We start from the raw sequence: 20527 nt of genomic DNA on the forward strand, positions 1-20527 counted from the left end.
TTTGTCATACTGTTATAGTATTGTTCATTAACTGTTATACATACAAACGTTAAGAAATATGAAATTTTATCTGCTATTTCTTTGACGAATGGAGTAAAACAGGTGTATAATAATTCTATAACAGCGGAACTTGATATTCAAATATTTATTGAGGTGAAAAAAATGACCAAGGTTCCTTATGAAGTATATACCGAGGAAGTCGATACTCTATCTGTACTTTCCCCGGATGGCAAAATCGTAAACAAAGATCTTCTGCCTGAATTGTCAGACGATCAACTGAAAGAAATTATGTACCGTATGGTATTTACCCGCACTTGGGACGACCGTGCCGTAAATCTCGGCCGCCAAGGACGTCTCGGTTTCTATGCTCCTGTATCCGGTCAAGAAGCAACGATGGTAGGTAGCGAATTCGCGCTTGAAAAAGACGACTTTGTTTGCCCGGGCTACCGTGATATGCCGCAAATCGTATGGCATGGACTTCCGCTTTATCAAGCATTCCTCTATTCCCGCGGACATCAGCATGGCGGACAAATTCCGGAGGGTGTTAACGTATTGATGCCTCAGATTATCATTGGCGCGCAAATCTTGCATGCCATGGGTATCGCTATGGGTTACAAATTGAAGAAGCAAAAACAAGTGGTTATTACGTATACCGGTGACGGCGGCTCTTCCGAAGGCGACTTCTACGAAGGCTTGAACTATGCAGGCGTGTACAAACTGCCGGTCATCTTCTTCGTGCAAAACAACGGCTATGCAATCACAACTCCATTCTCCAAGCAGACTGCAGCATTGTCTATCGCACATAAAGCTGTAGCAGCCGGTATCAAGGGCGTTAAAGTTGACGGCATGGACGTTCTCGCGGTAATCAAAGCGGTTCGTGATGCTGCAGAACGCGGCCGCAACGGCGAAGGCGCAACGCTTATCGAAGCCGTGACATATCGTTTCCGTCCGCATTCCCTGTCTGACGACGCTACGAAATATCGTACGAAGGAAGAAGAGGGCGAGTGGAACGAGAAGGATCCGATCGCACGTCTTGCGAAGTACTTGGAAGCAAAAGGCCTCTGGACAGAGGAAGATACAGCTCGCGTGAAAGAAGAAGCGAAAGCGAAAGTCAACGAGCAAATTAAAAAAGCAGAGCAAACGGAAAAAATGACGGTACCTGGTTTGATCGACAGCATGTTCGAGCAAACGCCGAAGCATCTGGAAGAGCAAAAAGCTGATTTCCAATAAAAATGACGGGCCGATGATTGTCAAAGGTTGATCCTGGATAATCATCCGGTTTTGTCATGGCTGCAACAGGTCTGTTTTTGAATAACGTTTTGACATCGATATATAGCCGCAAGGCGTAACACTGGAATTTTAGTGAACTGTATTTCTTAAGGAGGAAATGAAGCAATGGCACAAATGAACATGAAAGAAGCGATTCGCGACGCCATGCGCGTTGAATTGAGCCGTGACCCTAACGTTGTCATCTTCGGTGAAGACGTGGGTAATGTCGGCGGTGTTTTCCGGGTAACGGAAGGCCTTCAAAAAGAATTCGGGGAAGAGCGCGTATTCGATACGCCGCTGGCTGAGTCCGCTATCGGCGGTTTGGCAGTAGGTCTCGGTATTCAAGGCTTCCGTCCGATCGCTGAAATTCAATTCGTTGGATTTATCTTTGAAGCTCTTGACCAAATCGTTGTTCAAGCAGCGCGTATGCGTTACCGTTCCGGTGGACGATACAACTCCCCAATCGTATTCCGTACGCCATTCGGCGGCGGGGTTAAAGCGGCTGAGCTGCATACCGATGCACTCGAAGGTTTGATCACGCAAACCCCGGGTATTAAAGTTGTAGTACCTTCCAATCCTTATGATGCAAAAGGACTCATGATCGCAGCGATTCGCGATAATGATCCTGTGTTCTTTATGGAGCACTTGAACCTGTATCATGCGTTCCGCGCTGAAGTTCCTGAAGGTGATTACACCGTCGAGCTTGGCAAAGCTAACGTGGTTCGCGAAGGAACCGACGTTACGATTATCGCTTACGGCCTGATGGTTCATACCGCAACGAAAGCGGCGGACGAACTTGAGAAGAACGGAATCAAAGCGGAAATCATCGACTTGCGCACCATTTCTCCAATCGACATCGATACCGTGCTTGCTTCGGTTAAGAAAACCAACCGTGCTATCGTGGTTCAAGAAGCGCAAAAATCTGCCGGCGTAGCTGCAGAAGTTATCGCTCAAATCAATGAGAAAGCGATTCTGCACTTGGAAGCTCCAGTGCTTCGCGTGACTCCACCGGACACTGTGTATCCATTCGCGCAAATCGAGGACACTTGGTTGCCTACTCCGGCACGTATCGTGGATGCCGTCAATAAAGTATTGAATTTCTAATAGCAGCAATTTCTAGGGAGGTTTTTCAGTTGGCAAAATTTGAATATCGTTTTCCAGAGCTGGGTGAAGGTCTGCATGAAGGTGAAATCATCAAAATGCATATCAAGCCGGGCGACAAAGTAACAGACGACGACATCATCATGGAAGTACAGAACGACAAGGCAGTCGTAGAAGTTCCTTGTCCCGTGAACGGTACGGTTCAAGAAGTTTTTGCCAAGGATGGTCAAGTGTGCCGTGTCGGTGAAGTGGTTGCTATCATCGATGCTGAAGGCGACATTCCTGAGCAGGAAGCTCCTGCTGAAGAGCAATCGGCTCAAGAAGCTGACGCAGCGAAAGGCAGCGCGGATACAACTTCTTCTCCGGCTCAAGATGCTCCGGCTGACGCTAAACAAGGCGGAAACGGTGGAGCAGCTGCACCAGCAGCACCTAACCGTGAAGTTCTGGCTACGCCAAGCGTGCGTAAATTCGCTCGCGAGCAAGGAGTAGACATTGCACAAGTGCAGGGCTCCGGCAACAACGGTAAAGTGACTCGCGAAGATGTTGAAGCCTTCAAAAACGGTGGAGGCCAAGCAGCAGCAGCTCCAGCGCAAGAAGCAGCTTCCGAAGCAAAAGCAGCTCCTGCAGCATCCGCAGCGGTGGATACTCGTGCAGAAGAAGAGCGCGTACCATTCAAAGGCATCCGTAAAGCGATCTCGAACGCCATGGTTAAATCGGCTTACACAGCTCCTCACGTTACGATCATGGACGAAGTTGACGTAACCGAGCTGGTAGCGTTCCGTACCCGCATGAAACCGATCGCGGAGAAAAAAGGCACGAAAGTTACGTATCTGCCGTTCATCGTTAAAGCACTCGTTGCGGCTAGCCGTCAATTCCCTGCTTTGAATGCTATGATCGACGAAGAAGCGAACGAAATCGTGTACAAAAAATACTACAACATCGGTATCGCTACAGATACAGACAACGGTCTGATCGTACCGGTTATCAAAGATGCGGATCGTAAGAGCATCTGGATGATCGCTGACAGCATCCGTGACCTGGCTGCTCGCGGCCGTGAAGGCAAACTGTCCCCTAACGAAATGAAGGGCAGTACGATTTCCATCACGAACATCGGATCCGCAGGCGGTATGTTCTTTACGCCAATCATCAACTTCCCAGAGGTTGCTATTCTCGGTACCGGCCGCATCAGCGAAAAAGCGGTTGTGAAGAACGGCGAGATTGTAGCAGCACCTGTTATGGCATTGTCCTTGAGCTTTGACCACCGTATCATCGACGGCGCAACGGCTCAAAACTTTATGAACTATATTAAACAACTGCTCGCTAACCCTGAGCTGCTTGTTATGGAGGTGTAACTAATGGTAGTTGGAGATGCTTCTTTAGATATTGATACTCTAGTCATTGGTGCTGGTCCTGGTGGATATGTGGCGGCGATTCGTGCCGCCCAACTGGGTCAAAAGGTTCTGATCGTTGATAAATCGGAACTCGGCGGTGTTTGCTTGAACCGTGGTTGTATTCCTTCCAAAGCTTTGATCGCTGCAGCTCATCAGTTTGAATCCGCTAAGCATGCCGATGCCTTCGGTATTTCCGTGGAGAACGTAACCGTTGATTTTGCAAAAACGCAGGAATTCAAAAACGGCGTTGTCAAAAAAATGACTGGCGGCGTTGCCGGTTTGCTGAAAGGCAACAAAGTGGAAGTTTTCAACGGCGAGTGCATGTTCATCAACGAAAACGAAGCGCGTGTATTCAATGATCATGAATCTCCGCGTTACCGCTTCAAGAACTGCATCATTGCTACAGGTTCCCGCCCAATCGAACTGAAGCCATTCCCGTTTGGCGGACGCATCTTGTCTTCTACCGAAGCATTGAACCTGCCTGAGGTACCGAAAAGCATGATCGTAATCGGTGGCGGCTACATCGGTGCCGAGCTTGGTCAAATGTACTCCAAATTCGGTTCCAAAGTAACGATCATCGAAGGTCTGGACAGCGTTCTGGCTGGCTTTGACAAAGACATGACAAGCCTCGTTACGAAAAACATGAAGAAAACCGGTATCGAAATTATCACAGGTGCTAAAGCTGAAAGTGCTGAGCAAAACGATAAAGAAGTTACCGTGAAATACTCCGTGAATGGCGAAACCAAAGAAGTAACAGCAGATTACCTGCTGGTTACAGTTGGCCGTCGTCCCAACACGGACGGAGAGCTCGGTCTGGACCTGATCGGCCTCGATATGGATGAGCGCGGATTTGTGAAAGTTGACCATCAAGGACGCACAAGCATTCCTCATATCTTCGCAATCGGGGATATCGTGTCCGGTCTGGCGCTTGCACACAAAGCTTCCTATGAAGGTAAAGTGGCAGCTGAGGCCATTTCCGGAATGCCTTCCGTTGTGGATTACAAATGTATTCCAGCGGTTGTGTTTACAGATCCAGAATGCTCCAGCGTAGGTTACACCGAAGCTCAAGCGAAGGAAAAAGGCCATAAAGTGAAAGCTGGCAAATTCCCTTACGCTGGTAACGGACGTTCCGTATCCTTGAACCATCCGGAAGGCTTCGTGAAGATCGTGGCTGAAGAAGGAACAGGACTTATTCTTGGAGCGCAAATCGTAGGTCTGGAAGCTTCCAACCTGATTGCAGAGCTCGGTCTTGCGATTGAGATGGGCGCTACGCTTGAAGATGTAGCCTTGACCATCCATGCGCATCCGACGCTTGGCGAAATCGTAATGGAAGCTGCGGAATTGGTTATGGGTCATCCGATCCACATTATTGCCCGTTAATCCAAGACGTATTTTTCGAGTCATTATATATTCGGCCAGGAGGCAGAGAACGCGCAGGCGGTTTCTGCCTCCTGTTTTTTTGCATCCCAAACATTCCACGAACATGATAGACTGTTGATATGAGATTCTAGTGAGGTGACTATACATGAAACAATATTTGGAGCTGCTGCAAGACATACTTGATCATGGAGTAGAGAAAGGGGACCGCACGGGAACGGGAACGTTATCCGTATTTGGAAGACAACTGCGTTTTGACCTTGCCAAAGGTTTCCCTCTGATGACAACCAAGCGGATTCACCTGAAATCGGTAATACATGAGCTTCTGTGGTTCTTAAGCGGGGAAACAAACATCCGGTATCTAAAAGAAAACGGCGTGCGGATATGGGACGAATGGGCGGATGAGAACGGTGATTTGGGGCCGGTTTACGGCTCGCAGTGGCGAGCCTGGGAAACGCCGGATGGACGCCATATCGACCAGATTGCCAATGTCATCGATTCGATTAAAAACAATCCGGACTCCCGGCGGCATATCGTCAGTGCCTGGAACGTGGCAGAGATCGATAACATGAAGCTGCCTCCGTGCCATTTTGTATTCCAATTCTACGTGGCGGGCGGGAAACTCTCCTGTATGCTTACCATGCGTTCTGTGGACAGTTTCCTCGGACTGCCGTTCAACATCGCGAGTTATGCGCTGCTTACTCATATGGTTGCCCAGCAGTGCGGCCTGGAGCCAGGTGAATTCATCTGGTCCGGGGGCGATGTGCATATCTATTCCAATCATATGGAACAGGTCAAAACGCAGCTTGAACGCAAGCCTTATGAGCTGCCGAAGCTGGTCATCAAGCGCAAGCCGGAGAGCATCTTTGATTATACATTCGAAGACTTTGAATTCGAGGGTTACCAGTATCATCCAACCATTAAAGCGACCGTAGCTGTGTAAATAAAAAGTTGTGAGTCATATTCGGTAAAATCCATTCGTACAAGGAAGGAGTGAGTGTGCAATGATATCCATGATATGGGCAATGGGCAAGGATCAAGTAATTGGGCTGAACGGTACGATGCCTTGGCGTTTGCCGCGGGATATGGCCTTCTTCAGGGAGAAAACCCTGCATAAAACCATTCTGATGGGGCGCAAGACTTGGGATTCCTTTGGCAGCAAACCGCTGCCTCACCGAAAGAACATCGTGCTCACGAGAGACAAAAGTTTCGCGCTGTCGGACGATCAGGGCATCGTGATCCATGATATGGATGAAGCCCTTCCCTATGCGGAGAACGAAGAGCTGATGGTCATTGGCGGATCGCAGATTTATGATTTGATGCTTCCGAAAGCGGATCGACTGTACTGTACGTTTATTGATGAGACTTTTGAAGGGGATACGTTCTTCCCCGAAGTGAACTGGGATGAATGGGAAATTATCGAAGAAATTCCCGGCATAACGGACGAGAAAAATCCGTATGCCTACCGGTTTGTTACGTTTGAACGAAAATAAAGAGCTTGATGGTGAGCTTACAAGGGATAGGCATACCCTAATCCATCCATGTTGACAACGCTTTGATAGTAGGATAATACAAATGATCATGCATATAGTCCATTTAACAGGTGAAAAGCGAAATGCTACTATATTTTTAATGTTTATACAAATCGCTGCTTAAATAGCCGCTAATCGTGGGGGTTCAAGCTCTGATAAAAAATTTTTTAGCATAAATAGAAAAAATAAATCAGACTGAAACCTGTTTCTTGGGTCATCTGAAGATCGATGTCGGATGATTTATGATATGATAAATTGTACATGGTAACCAGCATGGATAGAACGGATGGGGGTAAAAGCAGTATGTCTACACCAACAGGATTTATGGAATATCAGCGCCAGCTTCCGGCAGACCGGAGCCCGGCAGAACGAGTTAAAGACTGGGAAGAGTTTCATAAACATTTAGAAGAAGAAGAGCTCCAGACCCAGGGAGCACGCTGCATGGACTGCGGTACGCCATACTGCCATACAGGAATCGATATGCTCGGCGGCACTTCGGGCTGCCCGATTCACAATCTGATTCCGGAATGGAACAATCTTGTATATCGGGGCTTATGGAGAGAAGCTTTGGAGCGTCTCCACAAAACAAACAACTTCCCTGAGTTTACCGGACGCGTATGTCCTGCCCCTTGTGAGGGTTCCTGTACCGTCGGTTTGATCGGGGAGCCGGTTACGATTAAATCCATCGAGCAAGCGATCATCGACAAGGGCTTTGAAGAAGGCTGGGTTGTTCCCGAGCCGCCTGAGAAGCGCACGGGACGTCGCGTAGCCGTTGTCGGTTCCGGTCCGGCAGGGCTGGCTGCAGCTGCTCAACTGAACAAAGCAGGCCATTCCGTAACCGTCTATGAACGTGCCGACCGGATCGGCGGCCTGTTGACTTACGGGATTCCATCCATGAAGCTGGACAAGGGTATTGTTCAGCGCCGTGTAGATCTGCTCGCGGCTGAAGGCGTCGAATTCGTTGTCAGCACCGAGATCGGCAAGGACATTCCCGCCAAGCAGCTGATGGAAGACTATGATGCCGTTGTCCTGTGCGGCGGTGCTACAAAGCCGCGTGAATTCAATATTGAGGGCAGTGACCTCAAGGGCATTCACTATGCAATGGATTATTTGAACGGAACCATCAAGAGTCTGCTGGATTCCGGTCTTGAAGACGGCAACTACTTGTCGGCAAAAGATAAAGACGTCATTGTCATCGGCGGCGGCGACACCGGCTCCGACTGCGTCGCTACAGCGCTCCGTCACGGCTGCAGCAGCGTCACCCAGTTCGGTACGCATAAACAGGCTCCGCTGCAGCGTGACCCCATTGCAAACCCTTGGCCGCAGTTCCCGAATGTGTACACGCTCGATTACGCACATGAGGAAGCGAAAGCACTGTTTGGCAACGATCCACGCGAATTCTCCATTATGACGACGAAATTTGTCGGGGATGAAGAGGGCAATCTGAAAGAACTTCATACCGTTCAAATCGAGCGTATTGTAGATGAAACCGGCCGTAAAGTGTATCAACCGATTCCGGGTACGGAAAAAGTATTTCCTGCTCAAATGGCGTTCATCGCTATCGGTTTTGATGGACCGGAGCATACGCTGGTCGAGCAGCTTGGACTTGAAACGGATCGCCGTTCCAATGTAAAAGCGCCGTACGGCAAATATACGACCAATGTGGATAAAGTATTTGCCGCCGGAGATATGCGCCGCGGACAAAGCCTCGTGGTATGGGCCATCAACGAAGGCCGTGAGGTGGCGCGCGAGGTAGACAAATATTTAATGGGTGCGACCGTACTGGTTTAATCCTTCTCCTAAATATGCTATCATACTAATAGTAGTTAAAAGGACTTCGCGAGAGCGAAGTCCTTTTTGGAGTTAGCCACCGCGACATGGTTACTCATCGGGGAGGAGAATGTCATTTGAAAACGTTGGTCATTGCCGAAAAGCCGGATATGGGACGGAACATCGCTGCGGTCATCGAGCCGCGGGCCAAGAATAACCGTACATATCTTGAAGGTGAGCAATATATCATAACTTGGGCTATCGGACATCTGGTTGGGCTAGCGGAGCCGGATGCATATGATCCGAAGTACAAACGCTGGAATTTACGGGACCTGCCCATCATTCCGGAGCAATTCAAAATCATCCCGAATCCGAAAACCAAGGATCAGCTGAAGGTCATTGGAGAGGTCGCCAAGCGCTGCAGCCATATCGTAAACGCATGTGATGCGGGGCGAGAAGGACAATATATTTTCGCTCTGATCCAACAGCAATTAAAATTGAAACAGCCTGTAAAAAGACTATGGATTTCGGATTTAACGGCGGAAAGCATCGCCCGTGGCTTCGCGGAGCTGAAGGATGGGGTTGAATTCGAGAATTTAACGCAAGCTGCGCGCGCACGCAGTGAAGCCGATTGGTTGATCGGCATGAATGCGTCGCGTGCCTTTACAACCCGTCATCAGACATTACTATCGGTTGGGCGGGTCCAGACGCCGGTTCTGGCTCTAATCTATGATCGACAGAAGGAAATCGAAGCCTTCGAATCGCAAACGTTTTACGATGTGAAGGCCGTGTTTAAACAAGAGCAGCTGGAGTATAACGGAACATGGCAGGGAGAGCGGCTGACATCACAGGAGAAAGCAGAGGCGATTGCATCTAAGGTTCATGGGAAGAATGGGGTTATCACCAAATATGAGGTCAAAGAAACGAAAGAATATCCGTTCAAATTGTATGATTTGACCCTTCTTCAACGTGAAGCCAATGCCAAATACGGATACTCTGCCAAAAAAACGCTGGATCTTGCGCAAGCGTTGTATGAGCGTCATAAGGTGATCTCATATCCGCGTACCAACTCCAATTATGTGAATGAACAGAATATCGAAGGCATGCACAAGGCACTTCATATGTTGAAATCAACCTCCTATGCTTCGATGGCTGAAGGAGCAGATCCTAGCCGGGTGCACATTAACAATAAAGCGGTATGTAATCCGCAGCGGGTGGAGGATCACCATGCCATCTTGCCGACGTTGAAGCGTCCGGGCACACTCAGCAAGGAAGAGCAGCATATTTACGATCTGGTCATCATCCGGTTCTTGTCGCATTTCTACCCGCCGGCGATGTATAAGCAGCATACGGTGCTCACCGAGGTAGAGGGGGAAACGTTCAAGACGGGAATCAAGGAACTGCTATCGCTTGGCTGGAAGGTGCTGATTGTCCAGGACAAAGAGCAGAAGAAAGCCAAATCTTCCAAGAAGGGGAAAGAGGACGAGGAAGAGGAGACCCAGGAATGGAACGACCGTTCCTTTGATCTGTTTCCCGATAAGCCGGTACATTGCAAAAAATCCGAAGTGAAAGAAAAGGCAACCCAACCGCCCAAGAGTTATACGGAAGGAACCTTGCTGAAGGCGATGGAGAGTGCCGGAAAATCCATTGAGGATGAAGCTCTTCGGGATGCGATGAAAGACAGCGGGCTGGGAACGCCGGCAACCCGGGCAGCGACCATCGAGCGCTTGAAGAAGGTCGGATATATTACGATGCAGGGCAAAAGAATCACCGTTACCCAAAAAGGAAGGACGGCGGTGGAGTTGATCCGGCATGCAGGCGTAGAATTACTCGCTTCGCCTGAGATGACGGGTCAATGGGAACGTCGCCTTCACCAAATATCCAAGGGCGAGGCTTCCGCAGACGTGTTCATGCAAAACGTGCAGAAGTTTACCATTTCGATCATCAATAAGGTATCCTCGCAGCGACCGGCGCCTTCGTCATTATTCGGCGGGGATGAGGACAAGTCCAAAGGCAGAGGGAAGCGAAGTGCGGGAAAAGCTGCCGCAACCTCGCGTGACAAGGAAAAGGGGGCGGCTAAGCGGACTCCGAAATCAGATGCCTCTACTTCAAGCGAAGCGTCGTCCGTACGCTCTTCGTTAGGCCGATGCCCTAGACCCGGATGTGAAGGGCATATTATTGAAGGTCGCAAAGGTTATGGCTGCGCCAATTTCAAAACCGGCTGCAGTTATGTCATCTGGAAGGAATTTGCCGGTAAACAAGTTTCGCATGCGATGCTGAAATCCTTGCTGCTTCAAGGCAAGACCCAGGTATTATCCTTTAAAAACGAGGACGGCAGCACGTATAAAGGCAGGATTGTCCTAGCTGTTGAAGGGAACGGAAAGCTTGCTGTTCAGGCAGAGGACTCGAGTGAAGCCGTGAAATCGTGAGACGGCACAGTGTTAAATAAAAAACCGAGCCCATCAGGGAGTTGCTCCTTGATTCCGGCTCGGTTTATTTTGATTAATCCAAATGCTCTTCAATAACCTCGGGCACTTCGGTCAGCGCCGAAACGGTATATAACACATTATGCGGCTCTTGCTTCAGCTCGACCAGGTTATACTGCCATTCGCGCTGTTGTTTGATATAGATGCTGTTGATGCCAGCCGTCAGCGCCGGAATGACATCCGTGCGAAGCGAGTTGCCGATCATCCACGTATCGGAACGGGAGAATGTCCCCATCGTGAGGATTTCTTCCAATGCCGAAATGTTTTTATGCTGGCGAATGTAGATACGGTCTTTGAAGTAATCGGCCAGCTTCATCTGTTCGATTTTACGTTTCTGAATTCTGGTCTCGCCCCCTGTATAGAGGTGGAGGCAATGTCCATCCTCCTGAAGCTTCTCGAGCGTCTCGACCATGCCGGGGTAGGCTTCGATTTCCTGCTCATACACACTGAGTCCTAACTCGTAGAGAAGCTTCTCTTCCTTGCGCGAGCTTTCTCTTCCGTGAATGCGGCCGAAATAATGATACGTATCGATAAGGGACTGGGGAAAGTTCGCACTTGCAAATCCCAGCTTATCGATGCCGGCTACGTCGATCTCCATTTGCTTGGTCCGGACTTCTTCAGTAGTCAAGCCAACATGTTGAAACCATTCGGTCATCCACTCGAAATAATCACCGAGGATCAGATTGAAATATTTGTTGCAATGTACTAATGTGTCATCCATGTCGAAGATAATATGCTGCGATGTTTTACTCATGGTTCACTCCTTCTTGCTATGAAAGTCGAATGTAAGTCTCCAGGAACATCTGAAGCTCGGCAGCCCCATCCGGCCGCAGGCTGAATCTTTCGTTATTCTCGGACTTCAGATGGGAGCGCAGCAAGCCTGCCGCCCTCAATATCATCAAGTGGTGCATCAATTCCTCATAAGGCTGACCCAACTCGGACGCCATTTCGGACACGGCCTTCGGCTCATCTGCAATATATCGCAGGAGACGCAGGCGTTCAGGGTCCGCGAGAGCCTCGGTCATGCGGAGGAGAACGACGGGCGGCTCATCTTCCTCTTCTTCCGGGATATCGATAGGATACTGCAGCAGGAGTACGTTCTCATAGAAGCAATAGGTATTGATCGGCCGGAAATGCGTGCCCGGGAATAAGACTACGTTCTCCTGAGGCACGTCATCCAGTATAACCCCGCTTGAGGCATATTCGATCAAGTTTTCGTCGTCCATTTTCGGAAGGAGCATTCGTTTCTCTTCGGCATCTTCTTCCAGAAGCTGGTACAGGTCAGGCTCCACTTCCGAGAAGTAGTGCTCGTGCCAAAGCTTCATCAGCGGTGTATAGTTTTCTCGAATTCTAGATGTTTCATCCAGTGAGAGAGACGGCAAGTGAGGCTGAAGCAGGTCATGCAGCTCTTCCACGGCGGAAGATTCGATCCAGTTCAGAAAATCCGGGATTTCAAGGTGTTCTCCCCGAAGCATGATCAAAGCGTATAACACATCATAATCTCCGAGTGGCCATGAACGGGCTCGACTGAACTGGACACGAACAGGCTGAGGTAAACGCTCGTCCATCTCCGTTATCAGCTGTTTTCCGATATCCAGATTATCGGTCCATTTCCTTGTTGCATATATCATGAAGCTGCCTAGCAGCTCGTACACCATAGAGACATCGATACTAACTTTATATTTCATTAACGGATACCCTCCCAATTGATGGCATTGTTATTATTATGGCTTGTATGGATTGGGCTTGTCCACTATAATGTTCATTTGGCTGTTTAAATTCATCGTTTTTTCACATTAGAGGAGGACTATATTTCAGTGACAGAAGCTGTAACCCCCCGTCAGGGGAGAACTCATTATTTCATTTTAATTGCCGTCGTGGTTGCGGCAGGTTTAAGTCAGGGACTGTTATTACCGGTTCTGGCTATTTTTTTGGAACGGATGGGTATCTCATCCTCCATGAACGGATTGAACGCGGCGGCGCTATATGTAGGCTCGTTTGCCATGACGCTCGTTGCGGAAAGACTTCTCGGATGGGTCGGTTTCAAAAAACTGATCATTTCGGGACTTGTGATGGTAATGCTGTCGCTGGTCGCTTTTCCGTTGATTCCGAGCGTGGCCGTCTGGTTTCTACTGCGCGTGCTCGTGGGTATTGGCGATAGCGCACTTCATTATGCGGCACAGCTATGGGTGCTGATGATGTCAACGGTTAAGAACCGGGGGCGAAGCATATCCTTTTACGGCATGTCCTACGGTTTGGGATTCAGTATAGGGCCGCTGGGCATTCCGCTGCTAAAGTATGGCGAGGCGGTACCGTTTATCATTCTGGCCGTGCTGTTCTTGTTCATTCTGTTGATCGTGCTCTTTAAACTTCCGAACTTGAAGCCGGAAAAAAACGAGAATGGGGAGCAGCAGCCGGCTGGACGCTATCTCAAAAGCTACCGCCTGGCCTGGTTTGCCTTGATTCCCGCGTTCCTCTACGGATATATGGAAGCAGGCATTAACAGCAACTTCCCGGTCTACGGGCTAAGAAGCGGGTTTACATTGGGCGAAATTTCGGCACTGCTTCCTTTTGTCGGCATCGGCGGTCTGGTGCTGCAGCTTCCCCTCGGCATTTGGAGTGATAAATTCGGACGCAAACGGGTGCTGACAATCGCCGGTATTGTGGGCGGGTGCTGTTTCTTGCTCATTCCTGCAGCAGGAACGAATTTCTGGGCAACCTTACTATTACTAACGCTGGCCGGCGGCCTGGTTGGATCCTTCTTCTCCCTCGGGTTGGCTTATGCGGCGGATATCCTTCCCAGAGTGCTGCTGCCGGCGGCCAACGTCGTGGCTTCCTTCCATTTTAATGCGGGCAGCATAGCAGGTCCGAATGCGGGGGGCGCTATCATGGAAACGGGGTGGAACGGAGGGATCTTCGTTCTGCTTGGTGGATTGTATATTCTGTTTGCGTGTACGGGATTATGGTTTAAAGTCACAACAGCATCAACACAAAAATAGGAATGTGTGTTCTCATGGCAATTGCTTTCGCTTTCTTCTAAACTAGAGAGTAGGAATATGCACTTGACGGGAGAGACGATAACATGATTAAAGTGGATCGGCTGAAGAAAACGATGGGTCCTGAACGCACACCGGTGTTAAAGGATATCACTTTTCAGATGGAGCACGGGGAAATGATCGGTCTGATCGGTGCGAGCGGAAGCGGGAAAAGCTTGTTGATGAGCTGTCTATCCATGCAGCAAAAATGGGACGGCGGCAAATTAACGATTGATGGCGAGGATATGATGAATCCTGCGGGAAAACGGAGAATTCGCCGGGAATGGGCTTATCTTGAGCAGAACCCGTCCTTGAATGTGAATCGAACGGCGCTTAAGAATGTATTGATCGGACAATCCAGCCAAACACCGCTGTGGCGGATGGTAACCGGAATGGTCCGGTCTGATGATTATATGGGAGCTATGGATACGATTGAGCACCTGGGCTTGTTGGACAAGGCCAAACGAAAGGCCGGCGAGTTAAGCGGCGGCGAGAAGCAGCGGATTGCGATTGCCCGCGCGCTCGTTCATGGTGCCAAGGTGATTTTGGCGGACGAGCCGGTCACGGGACTTGATCCGGCTTCGGCCGAGCATGTATTGAAGACACTTAAAACCTTGTGCGAGGAAGAACGTTTAACTGTATTTACCGTGATTCCCTTGGAGCTGGCCGAGAAGTATTGCACCCGGATCATGGGTCTATCCGGCGGAGAACTGGCCGTGGATGTGACCGGAAGACGTTTAACCCATGGCGAGAAGTCAAGACTGTAATTATCGATCACCAAAGACGCCAGGTGAATGTATAGAAATGAGTTGATACTTATTGAAATATAGAGTGATGCAAGCCCTCTTGGCAGGCTTGTTACTATTTATCCTAAGCGGCTGCACGTTTATTCAGGACCCGGTGTCTTTAATGAAGCGACCGGATTTACCGACGGATAAAGCGACGCTGAATGGCGCCATTCAATCTGCGCTTCTGAAGAAAAAGCTGAATGCCGGTGCCATTATCCGGCCGCGAAGTGACGTGGATAGCAGTTCCATCCGTATTCATGACCTGGACAACGACGGGATCATGGAAGCGGTCGTCTTCTATCAGACGCCGGACGATGAAGTGAAGATCCATGGCATGATCATGCAGCAGCAAGGCGATACATGGGTGAAGAAGCTTGATTTCGATGGAGAAGGGACGGTATTGGAGTCGTTTGATTTCGTCGATTTTACGAATGACGGCAAGGTCGATATCGTAGCCGGATTCTCCCGCGGCGAAGAGAATCTTCAGAACCTGCTTGCTGTGTATTCATTCTCCGGGGATTCGCTCGAAAAAATACCGGCTTTGCCATATACACACTTTAATATCGGAGACATGAACGGGGATAAGATCAACGATATTACGGTTGTCTATCTTCAGCAGAAAGAGCTCTCGTATATCAGCACCTATCAATATGACAAATTCGAGGACGCCTTTGTCGAGCTGAACAAGCTGGAACTGGGACCGAATATCGAAAGTTATTACAATGTTGTCGCAGGTAAAGTGGCCAAGGACAAAGAAGGTATCATCTTGGACGCTTCGGTTGTATCCAGCTCTTCTTATTCCAAGCTCATTATTATGGAGGAAAACCAGTTTATTGACGTCCTCCAGGATGAACTGCTTACCTACAAGGAGCTGCCTGTCGAGAGCGAAGATGTGAATGATGACGGTATTTTGGAGTTTGGTGTTCTTATGAGGCCAAGCGGCTGGGAAGATCGGCTTATCCTGGATGAGATCCCGTTCTTCACCACGTACTTCCAGTGGGACGGAGAGGTACGGGAGAGCAATGAAAAAGAAGGGCTTCAATTCGTACTCCAAAGGTACTACGATATGAACAATCACTTCTATCTGGACTTTCCGCCAGACATGTACAATAAGATTACCATCACGCCGGAATCCAACAAAAATGCTTATTTAAACTTTGTCATGACCGATACGGGAGAGTCCGTTGCAGAGATTAAATTCTTTTCGACGGCCCAGTGGGAGAAAGCCGAATCCGATTGGGAGATTTTGGTGAAGGAGAAAAACCGCGTGATTGCTTACCGAAGTCATGGCGATCTGAAACTGAGTAAAAAAGATAAAAAGCCAAACAGCAATAATGTGGCTCCTATCGAAAGAAAGGGGAACTAGACCTTGAGTAAAGTGCTCATATTAGAAGATGAAGAATCTATCCGCAGTTTTATCGTAATTAATCTGAAACGAAACGGCTTTGAAGTTCTGGAGACTGGGGACGGCAACGAAGCCCTTCGTATGCTGCAAACGACGCCAGATATCGATATCGCTTTGCTTGATGTCATGGTACCGGGGATTGACGGATTTGAAGTATGCCGCAGAATTCGGGAAACGAACGAGCGGATCGGGATTATTTTTCTGACGGCAAAAGTTCAGGAGCAGGATAAAGTGTATGCTCTCTCCGTCGGAGCCGACGACCACGTAAGCAAACCGTTTAGTCCGACGGAGTTAATCGCCAGGCTGCAATCTCTGCTGCGGAGGGTGAATGTCCAGCGTGCGGGAGCCGCCAAGGTATCATTTCAATCAGGTCCCTTTACGCTGGATTTGATCTCCAAGCAGTTTAAGAAGAACGGGCAGCCGGTGGAGCTGACGCCTACTGAATTTTCGCTGGTGCAGTTTTTCCTGGAGAAAGAAAACACGCCGCTTAGTCGTGATGTGCTGCTCGATCACGTATGGGGCAAAGAATATATGGGTGACCCCAAAATCGTGGACGTGAACATTCGGAGACTGCGCCAAAAAATCGAAGGCAATCCTTCCGAGCCGGAATACCTCCAGACGGTATGGGGACACGGCTATAAATGGAAGGGTCAGGGACAATGATCATCAAAAAAGGCATTCGGCGGCAAATCGTGCTGCACTACTTCCTGGTAGTGTTCATCGCCTTGCTGCTGATTGAGGTTATATTTCTAATCGCTTTACGATCGTATTATTACGATACGGTATACAATCACATTGTGAATCATATTAATACCGCCAACGATTTCTATCAGCCCTTTCGACTGACCTCGTCGGACAACGTCAACCAGCTGAGCGAGATGGTTCGCCATTTTGAATTGTATACAACGGAGCTTCAAATTCTGAATCCGGCGGGTCAAGTGCTCTCAACATCTACCGGCTTCGAAATAGAACAGACCATCAATACCAGTGATGTCACCCAAGCGCTTGCAGGCAATACGAGCCGTTGGATTGGCAAGCAGCAAGGTACGGGGCAGATCGTTATGGCCGTATCCCAAACCGTTTCGAACGGTTTTGAGAAAACCTACATTCTTCGCTATGTGACTTCGCTTGAGTTCATTAACGACAAACTGATGAAAATCACACTGTTTGCCGTCAGCATCGGAGGGGCCGTGTTAGCGCTAGTGCTTGCCTTCAGCATTGGGCTGGCCAACTCCATCGTAAAGCCGCTCAACAACATTACGACGGTATCCGCCCAGATGGCCAAGGGCAAGTTTAACGTGAGAATCAAAGGCGACTATAAATATGAGCTTGGCGAGTTATCGTCAACCCTGAACTACATGGCGCAGGAGATTGTTCGAAGCAACCAGGTGAAGGATGATTTTGTTTCATCCATTTCGCATGAGCTGCGGACTCCGCTTACAAGCATAAAGGGCTGGAGTGAAACGCTCGACTCCGGCGGCTATGATCCGGAAGAAACGAAGATCGGGATGCAGATTATTACGAAGGAAACCGATCGCTTGATCGGTCTTGTTGAAGAACTGCTCGACTTCTCCAAGCTCCAGCAGAATGAGATGAAACTTGTGAAGGGTATCGTGAATTTACGGGAGCTTCTGCAAGAGATTATGCTCAATCTGTGGACCAAGGCTGAGAAGAAGGGCATCCAGATCAAACTGGAGACCGACGAAAAACCGATTATCTATGGGGATGCCAACCGCTTGAAGCAGGTGTTTCTGAATATTGTGGACAATGCGATTAAATTCTCGCATGAGAACGGCATAATTAACCTGTCCTTCGCTATGGAAGACAAGTTTGTTGTCGTAACCGTGGAGGATCACGGTATTGGCATATCGGACGAACACCTGCGGAGGGTAAAGGATCGGTTCTTCCAGGTTAATCCGCTGAACGGGGGAACGGGACTGGGTCTCGCGATTACACAGCAGCTCATTGAGCTTCATGGAGGCACGATGGAGATGGAAAGCGAGCTCGGGCACGGAACATCCGTTATCGTCAAGCTGCCGCTGCCTGAAGGGAAAATACCGATGGCCGGCGGATTAGAGAACGGTGAGGATGACGAAGCCGGACCGACAGTATAAGCTTTGCCGGGTTACCGGCAAAGCTTTTTTCTAAAGATTAACAGAATTCAAAAGTTTCTAGCGAAGCGTGAGCAATTCTGAAGCATAGGCTCCACTTTGTGGGGTATTGTATTGGGGCCCCGGCAAAGTATTTGGAATAAGTTTCGAAGCATAGACTCCACTTTGTGGGGCTGTTAAAAGGGGGAGAGCGAAAGTGGGGGACACAGAAGCAACATTTTCTACTGAGCAAGGTCTGTTTGAATTAAAACGGGCTGAAGCAGAACAGGCAGGGGAGATGCTGTCGCTTCTCAAGGAAGCGGCGGAGGTGATGGAACAGCAAGGGCGCAAGCAGTGGAGTCCATCGCTCTTTTCCTTGGACTTGATGGAGCAGTATCTGGCGGAGCGTGAAGTGTTTATTCTGTGGCATGAAGACATGGCCATCGGCATGTTCACGCTGCAGTATGGAGACCCAGCCTATTGGGGAGAGCGGGACGATCCGGCCTATGGTTATCTTCATCGGCTGACCGTACGCGCCTTCTATCGGGGACTGGAGCTTGGAACGAAGATGATTTCTTTTGCAGAATCGTATTTGTTATCCAAGGGTAAACAGGGTTTCAGGCTGGATTGCGTATCCCATCTGCCGACGCTGAACCAATTTTATCAGCGCCAAGGATTTCAGTTCGTGGCTGAGCAGGATATGGGTGGTCGCTTCGTGAATTTATATGAGAAGCGTTTTATTTCATAATTTTACGTGTTACAAAACCTAAGTCGCATGCGCTTGAGATACAGTCAGCAGGGCACGATACATGAGAAAAAGCGATCCGTCACGGATCGCTTTTTTGTATAAAAGTCTGAAGGGATTTATCTCAGAGCTAATATTCTGTTGAAGAAACTCGTTTAAGATGAAGAGACATTAGCCCGCAAGCGTCCTTTTTCGTATACATCCTGAAGCAGTCGGGACGGCTGGGTACGAATGGTTGGTTTCGGAAGCACGGCCTCGTAAGGTCCAACAACTACAACGTTGCCGGGAGCCCCTTTTACAATCGCTCCATCCTTGATGATCGCTCCCTCACCGATGATGGCATGCTCGATATGGACGCCCTTGCCGATTTTGGCATTCGGCATGACCACACTGTCCTTGACGATGGAGTATTTGCCGATCTCCGCACCGCAGAATATAACGGAGCTCTTGGCTTTTCCTTCGAAGGTGCATTGGTCATGAATCAAGCAGTCTGTGTGTTCCGTATTGCGGTTCCGCGCCGCCGCCAGTTTGGTCTTCCATGCTCGGGTATACATAGGCCAATCGGATCTCTCCAGGACTAGCTCGTTTTGGCTAAGCACATCCATATGGGCTTCCCAGAGGCTTTCAACAGTGCCCACATCGCGCCAGTAGCCCTGAAAGCGAAACGCAAGCAGTGATTCTTCTCCGACCAGCATCTTAGGGATGACATCCTTCCCGAAATCATGGCTGGAGTTTGGATCAGCCGCATCTTCAATGAGGTGCTGCTTCAGATAGTCCCAACGGAACAAATAAATGCCCATCGAGGCGAGGTTGCTTTGTGGTTCTGCCGGCTTTTCGGCAAATTCAATGATATTGAGATTGTCATCAACGCTCATGACGCCAAACCGGCTGGCGTCTTCCCAAGGTACTTCCATCACGGAGATCGTGGCAGGTGCCGCTTGTTTCATGTGGGCATCAAGCATTTCGCGGTAATCCATCTGGTAAATATGGTCCCCGGATAGAATAAGGACATGTTCGGGATTTTGATCGTCGATGTATGGAATGTTTTTATAAATGGCGTCTGCTGTACCCAAGTATCCGTCTTGGTGTGTGCTGTTGGATGGAAGCAGAGCAATGCCTTCACGTCCTGTATGTGTTAGTCCCCAGGGTTCGCCTTCACCGATATGTTCGTGTAATGATTCTGCCTCATATTGTGTAAGCACTCCAACCGTATCGATTCCGGAGTTCACACAATTGCTGAGAGGAAAATCGATTATACGGTAATGTCCGCCAAAAGGAACGGCGGGTTTTGCCAGCTTAGACGTAAGGGGAGCTAATCGTTTACCTTCTCCACCGGCCAGAAGCATAGCAATACAGTCTTTTCTCTTCATCACGTTTCCCTCCCAATGTATTTTCACGTTGTACATTACATAAACGACATTCCCGGGGTTTGAAACGATTATATTGAAAAAGTAAATTGAAAATTACAAAATTATTTTTCAGGGACATTTTTTATTTTCAACATGGTTAGAATGGGGTAATAGCACTAATAATATGGA

The 20527-nt window shown here is 49.0% G+C and carries 17 protein-coding genes; 14 read left to right on the plus strand and 3 right to left on the minus strand.

Annotated elements, in window-relative coordinates; translation table 11 throughout:
* Window positions 1–162 precede the first annotated feature (162 nt).
* The 8 genes from pdhA to OHJ21_RS04440 all read left to right on the plus strand — a co-directional run bounded on the left by pdhA (window position 163) and on the right by OHJ21_RS04440 (window position 10869).
* Window positions 163–1230, plus strand: a complete 1068-nt coding sequence (gene pdhA / locus OHJ21_RS04405; protein ID WP_100539322.1) for a pyruvate dehydrogenase (acetyl-transferring) E1 component subunit alpha — start codon at window positions 163–165, stop codon at window positions 1228–1230.
* Between the two features lie 165 nt (window positions 1231–1395).
* Window positions 1396–2373: an alpha-ketoacid dehydrogenase subunit beta gene (locus tag OHJ21_RS04410; RefSeq protein WP_009589183.1), complete on the plus strand. Its 978-nt coding sequence runs from the start codon at window positions 1396–1398 to the stop codon at window positions 2371–2373.
* A 29-nt stretch (window positions 2374–2402) separates the two neighbouring features.
* On the plus strand, window positions 2403–3722 hold the full coding sequence (locus OHJ21_RS04415; RefSeq protein ID WP_326096844.1) for a dihydrolipoamide acetyltransferase family protein: 1320 nt from the start codon (window positions 2403–2405) through the stop codon (window positions 3720–3722).
* 3 nt (window positions 3723–3725) lie between these two features.
* Window positions 3726–5141 carry a dihydrolipoyl dehydrogenase gene (gene lpdA, locus OHJ21_RS04420; protein WP_009589200.1) on the plus strand — a complete coding sequence of 472 codons (1416 nt, stop codon included), beginning with the start codon at window positions 3726–3728 and terminating at the stop codon, window positions 5139–5141.
* A 145-nt stretch (window positions 5142–5286) separates the two neighbouring features.
* A complete protein-coding gene (thyA, locus tag OHJ21_RS04425; RefSeq protein ID WP_486019363.1) occupies window positions 5287–6081 on the plus strand; it encodes a thymidylate synthase in 795 nt (264 codons plus the stop codon).
* 61 nt (window positions 6082–6142) lie between these two features.
* Window positions 6143–6631, plus strand: coding sequence for a dihydrofolate reductase (locus tag OHJ21_RS04430; RefSeq protein WP_486019364.1), 489 nt, complete (start codon window positions 6143–6145; stop codon window positions 6629–6631).
* Between the two features lie 342 nt (window positions 6632–6973).
* Window positions 6974–8461 carry a glutamate synthase subunit beta gene (locus OHJ21_RS04435; RefSeq protein ID WP_100536492.1) on the plus strand — a complete coding sequence of 496 codons (1488 nt, stop codon included), beginning with the start codon at window positions 6974–6976 and terminating at the stop codon, window positions 8459–8461.
* 116 nt (window positions 8462–8577) lie between these two features.
* Window positions 8578–10869: a type IA DNA topoisomerase gene (locus OHJ21_RS04440; protein WP_100536493.1), complete on the plus strand. Its 2292-nt coding sequence runs from the start codon at window positions 8578–8580 to the stop codon at window positions 10867–10869.
* A gap of 73 nt (window positions 10870–10942) precedes the next feature.
* On the opposite strand, the gene OHJ21_RS04445 is transcribed toward OHJ21_RS04440, so the two are convergent.
* Together OHJ21_RS04445 and OHJ21_RS04450 are read right to left on the minus strand one after the other, a co-directional pair.
* Entirely contained in the window at window positions 10943–11680 is a 738-nt protein-coding gene (locus OHJ21_RS04445; protein WP_100536494.1) for an HAD family hydrolase, read from the minus strand.
* A gap of 16 nt (window positions 11681–11696) precedes the next feature.
* Window positions 11697–12614 carry an ArsR/SmtB family transcription factor gene (locus tag OHJ21_RS04450; RefSeq protein WP_100536495.1) on the minus strand — a complete coding sequence of 306 codons (918 nt, stop codon included), beginning with the start codon at window positions 12612–12614 and terminating at the stop codon, window positions 11697–11699.
* A gap of 129 nt (window positions 12615–12743) precedes the next feature.
* Here OHJ21_RS04450 and OHJ21_RS04455 point away from each other — a divergent pair, with 129 nt between their 5' ends.
* The 6 genes from OHJ21_RS04455 (at window position 12744) to OHJ21_RS04480 (ending at window position 18992) form a co-directional block, all read left to right on the plus strand.
* Entirely contained in the window at window positions 12744–13925 is a 1182-nt protein-coding gene (locus OHJ21_RS04455) for an MFS transporter (protein ID WP_100536496.1), read from the plus strand.
* Window positions 13926–14008: 83 nt separating this feature from the next.
* Window positions 14009–14728: a phosphonate ABC transporter ATP-binding protein gene (locus OHJ21_RS04460; protein WP_100536497.1), complete on the plus strand. Its 720-nt coding sequence runs from the start codon at window positions 14009–14011 to the stop codon at window positions 14726–14728.
* A 52-nt stretch (window positions 14729–14780) separates the two neighbouring features.
* Window positions 14781–16115: an FG-GAP repeat domain-containing protein gene (locus tag OHJ21_RS04465; RefSeq protein ID WP_486019365.1), complete on the plus strand. Its 1335-nt coding sequence runs from the start codon at window positions 14781–14783 to the stop codon at window positions 16113–16115.
* A gap of 3 nt (window positions 16116–16118) precedes the next feature.
* Window positions 16119–16817, plus strand: coding sequence for a response regulator transcription factor (locus OHJ21_RS04470; protein WP_100536498.1), 699 nt, complete (start codon window positions 16119–16121; stop codon window positions 16815–16817).
* Window positions 16814–18268: a sensor histidine kinase gene (locus tag OHJ21_RS04475; protein ID WP_100536499.1), complete on the plus strand. Its 1455-nt coding sequence runs from the start codon at window positions 16814–16816 to the stop codon at window positions 18266–18268. Before OHJ21_RS04470 ends, OHJ21_RS04475 begins: the two co-directional genes overlap by 4 nt.
* Window positions 18269–18461: 193 nt before the next feature.
* Window positions 18462–18992, plus strand: a complete 531-nt coding sequence (locus OHJ21_RS04480; RefSeq protein WP_100536500.1) for a GNAT family N-acetyltransferase — start codon at window positions 18462–18464, stop codon at window positions 18990–18992.
* A gap of 152 nt (window positions 18993–19144) precedes the next feature.
* Here the strand turns inward: OHJ21_RS04480 and OHJ21_RS04485 are convergent, their stop codons facing one another.
* Window positions 19145–20359: a glucose-1-phosphate adenylyltransferase gene (locus OHJ21_RS04485; protein ID WP_100536501.1), complete on the minus strand. Its 1215-nt coding sequence runs from the start codon at window positions 20357–20359 to the stop codon at window positions 19145–19147.
* Between the last annotated feature and the right edge of the window lie 168 nt (window positions 20360–20527).

This window comes from Virgibacillus sp. LDC1 (assembly GCF_025792345.1).
GTDB classification, from domain to species: domain Bacteria; phylum Bacillota; class Bacilli; order Paenibacillales; family Paenibacillaceae; genus Paenibacillus_AQ; species Paenibacillus_AQ lautus.

Excerpts from the sequence above, each read along its gene's own strand:
- OHJ21_RS04450 (WP_100536495.1), bottom strand. The coding sequence starts at position 12,614 with ATGAAATATAAAGTTAGTATCGATGTCTCTATGGTGTACGAGCTGCTA.
- OHJ21_RS04460 (WP_100536497.1), top strand. The coding sequence starts at position 14,009 with ATGATTAAAGTGGATCGGCTGAAGAAAACGATGGGTCCTGAACGCACA.
- thyA (WP_486019363.1), top strand. The coding sequence starts at position 5,287 with ATGAAACAATATTTGGAGCTGCTGCAAGACATACTTGATCATGGAGTA.
- OHJ21_RS04445 (WP_100536494.1), bottom strand. The coding sequence starts at position 11,680 with ATGAGTAAAACATCGCAGCATATTATCTTCGACATGGATGACACATTA.
- pdhA (WP_100539322.1), top strand. The coding sequence starts at position 163 with ATGACCAAGGTTCCTTATGAAGTATATACCGAGGAAGTCGATACTCTA.
- OHJ21_RS04410 (WP_009589183.1), top strand. The coding sequence starts at position 1,396 with ATGGCACAAATGAACATGAAAGAAGCGATTCGCGACGCCATGCGCGTT.
- OHJ21_RS04430 (WP_486019364.1), top strand. The coding sequence starts at position 6,143 with ATGATATCCATGATATGGGCAATGGGCAAGGATCAAGTAATTGGGCTG.
- OHJ21_RS04435 (WP_100536492.1), top strand. The coding sequence starts at position 6,974 with ATGTCTACACCAACAGGATTTATGGAATATCAGCGCCAGCTTCCGGCA.
- OHJ21_RS04475 (WP_100536499.1), top strand. The coding sequence starts at position 16,814 with ATGATCATCAAAAAAGGCATTCGGCGGCAAATCGTGCTGCACTACTTC.
- OHJ21_RS04485 (WP_100536501.1), bottom strand. The coding sequence starts at position 20,359 with ATGAAGAGAAAAGACTGTATTGCTATGCTTCTGGCCGGTGGAGAAGGT.
- lpdA (WP_009589200.1), top strand. The coding sequence starts at position 3,726 with ATGGTAGTTGGAGATGCTTCTTTAGATATTGATACTCTAGTCATTGGT.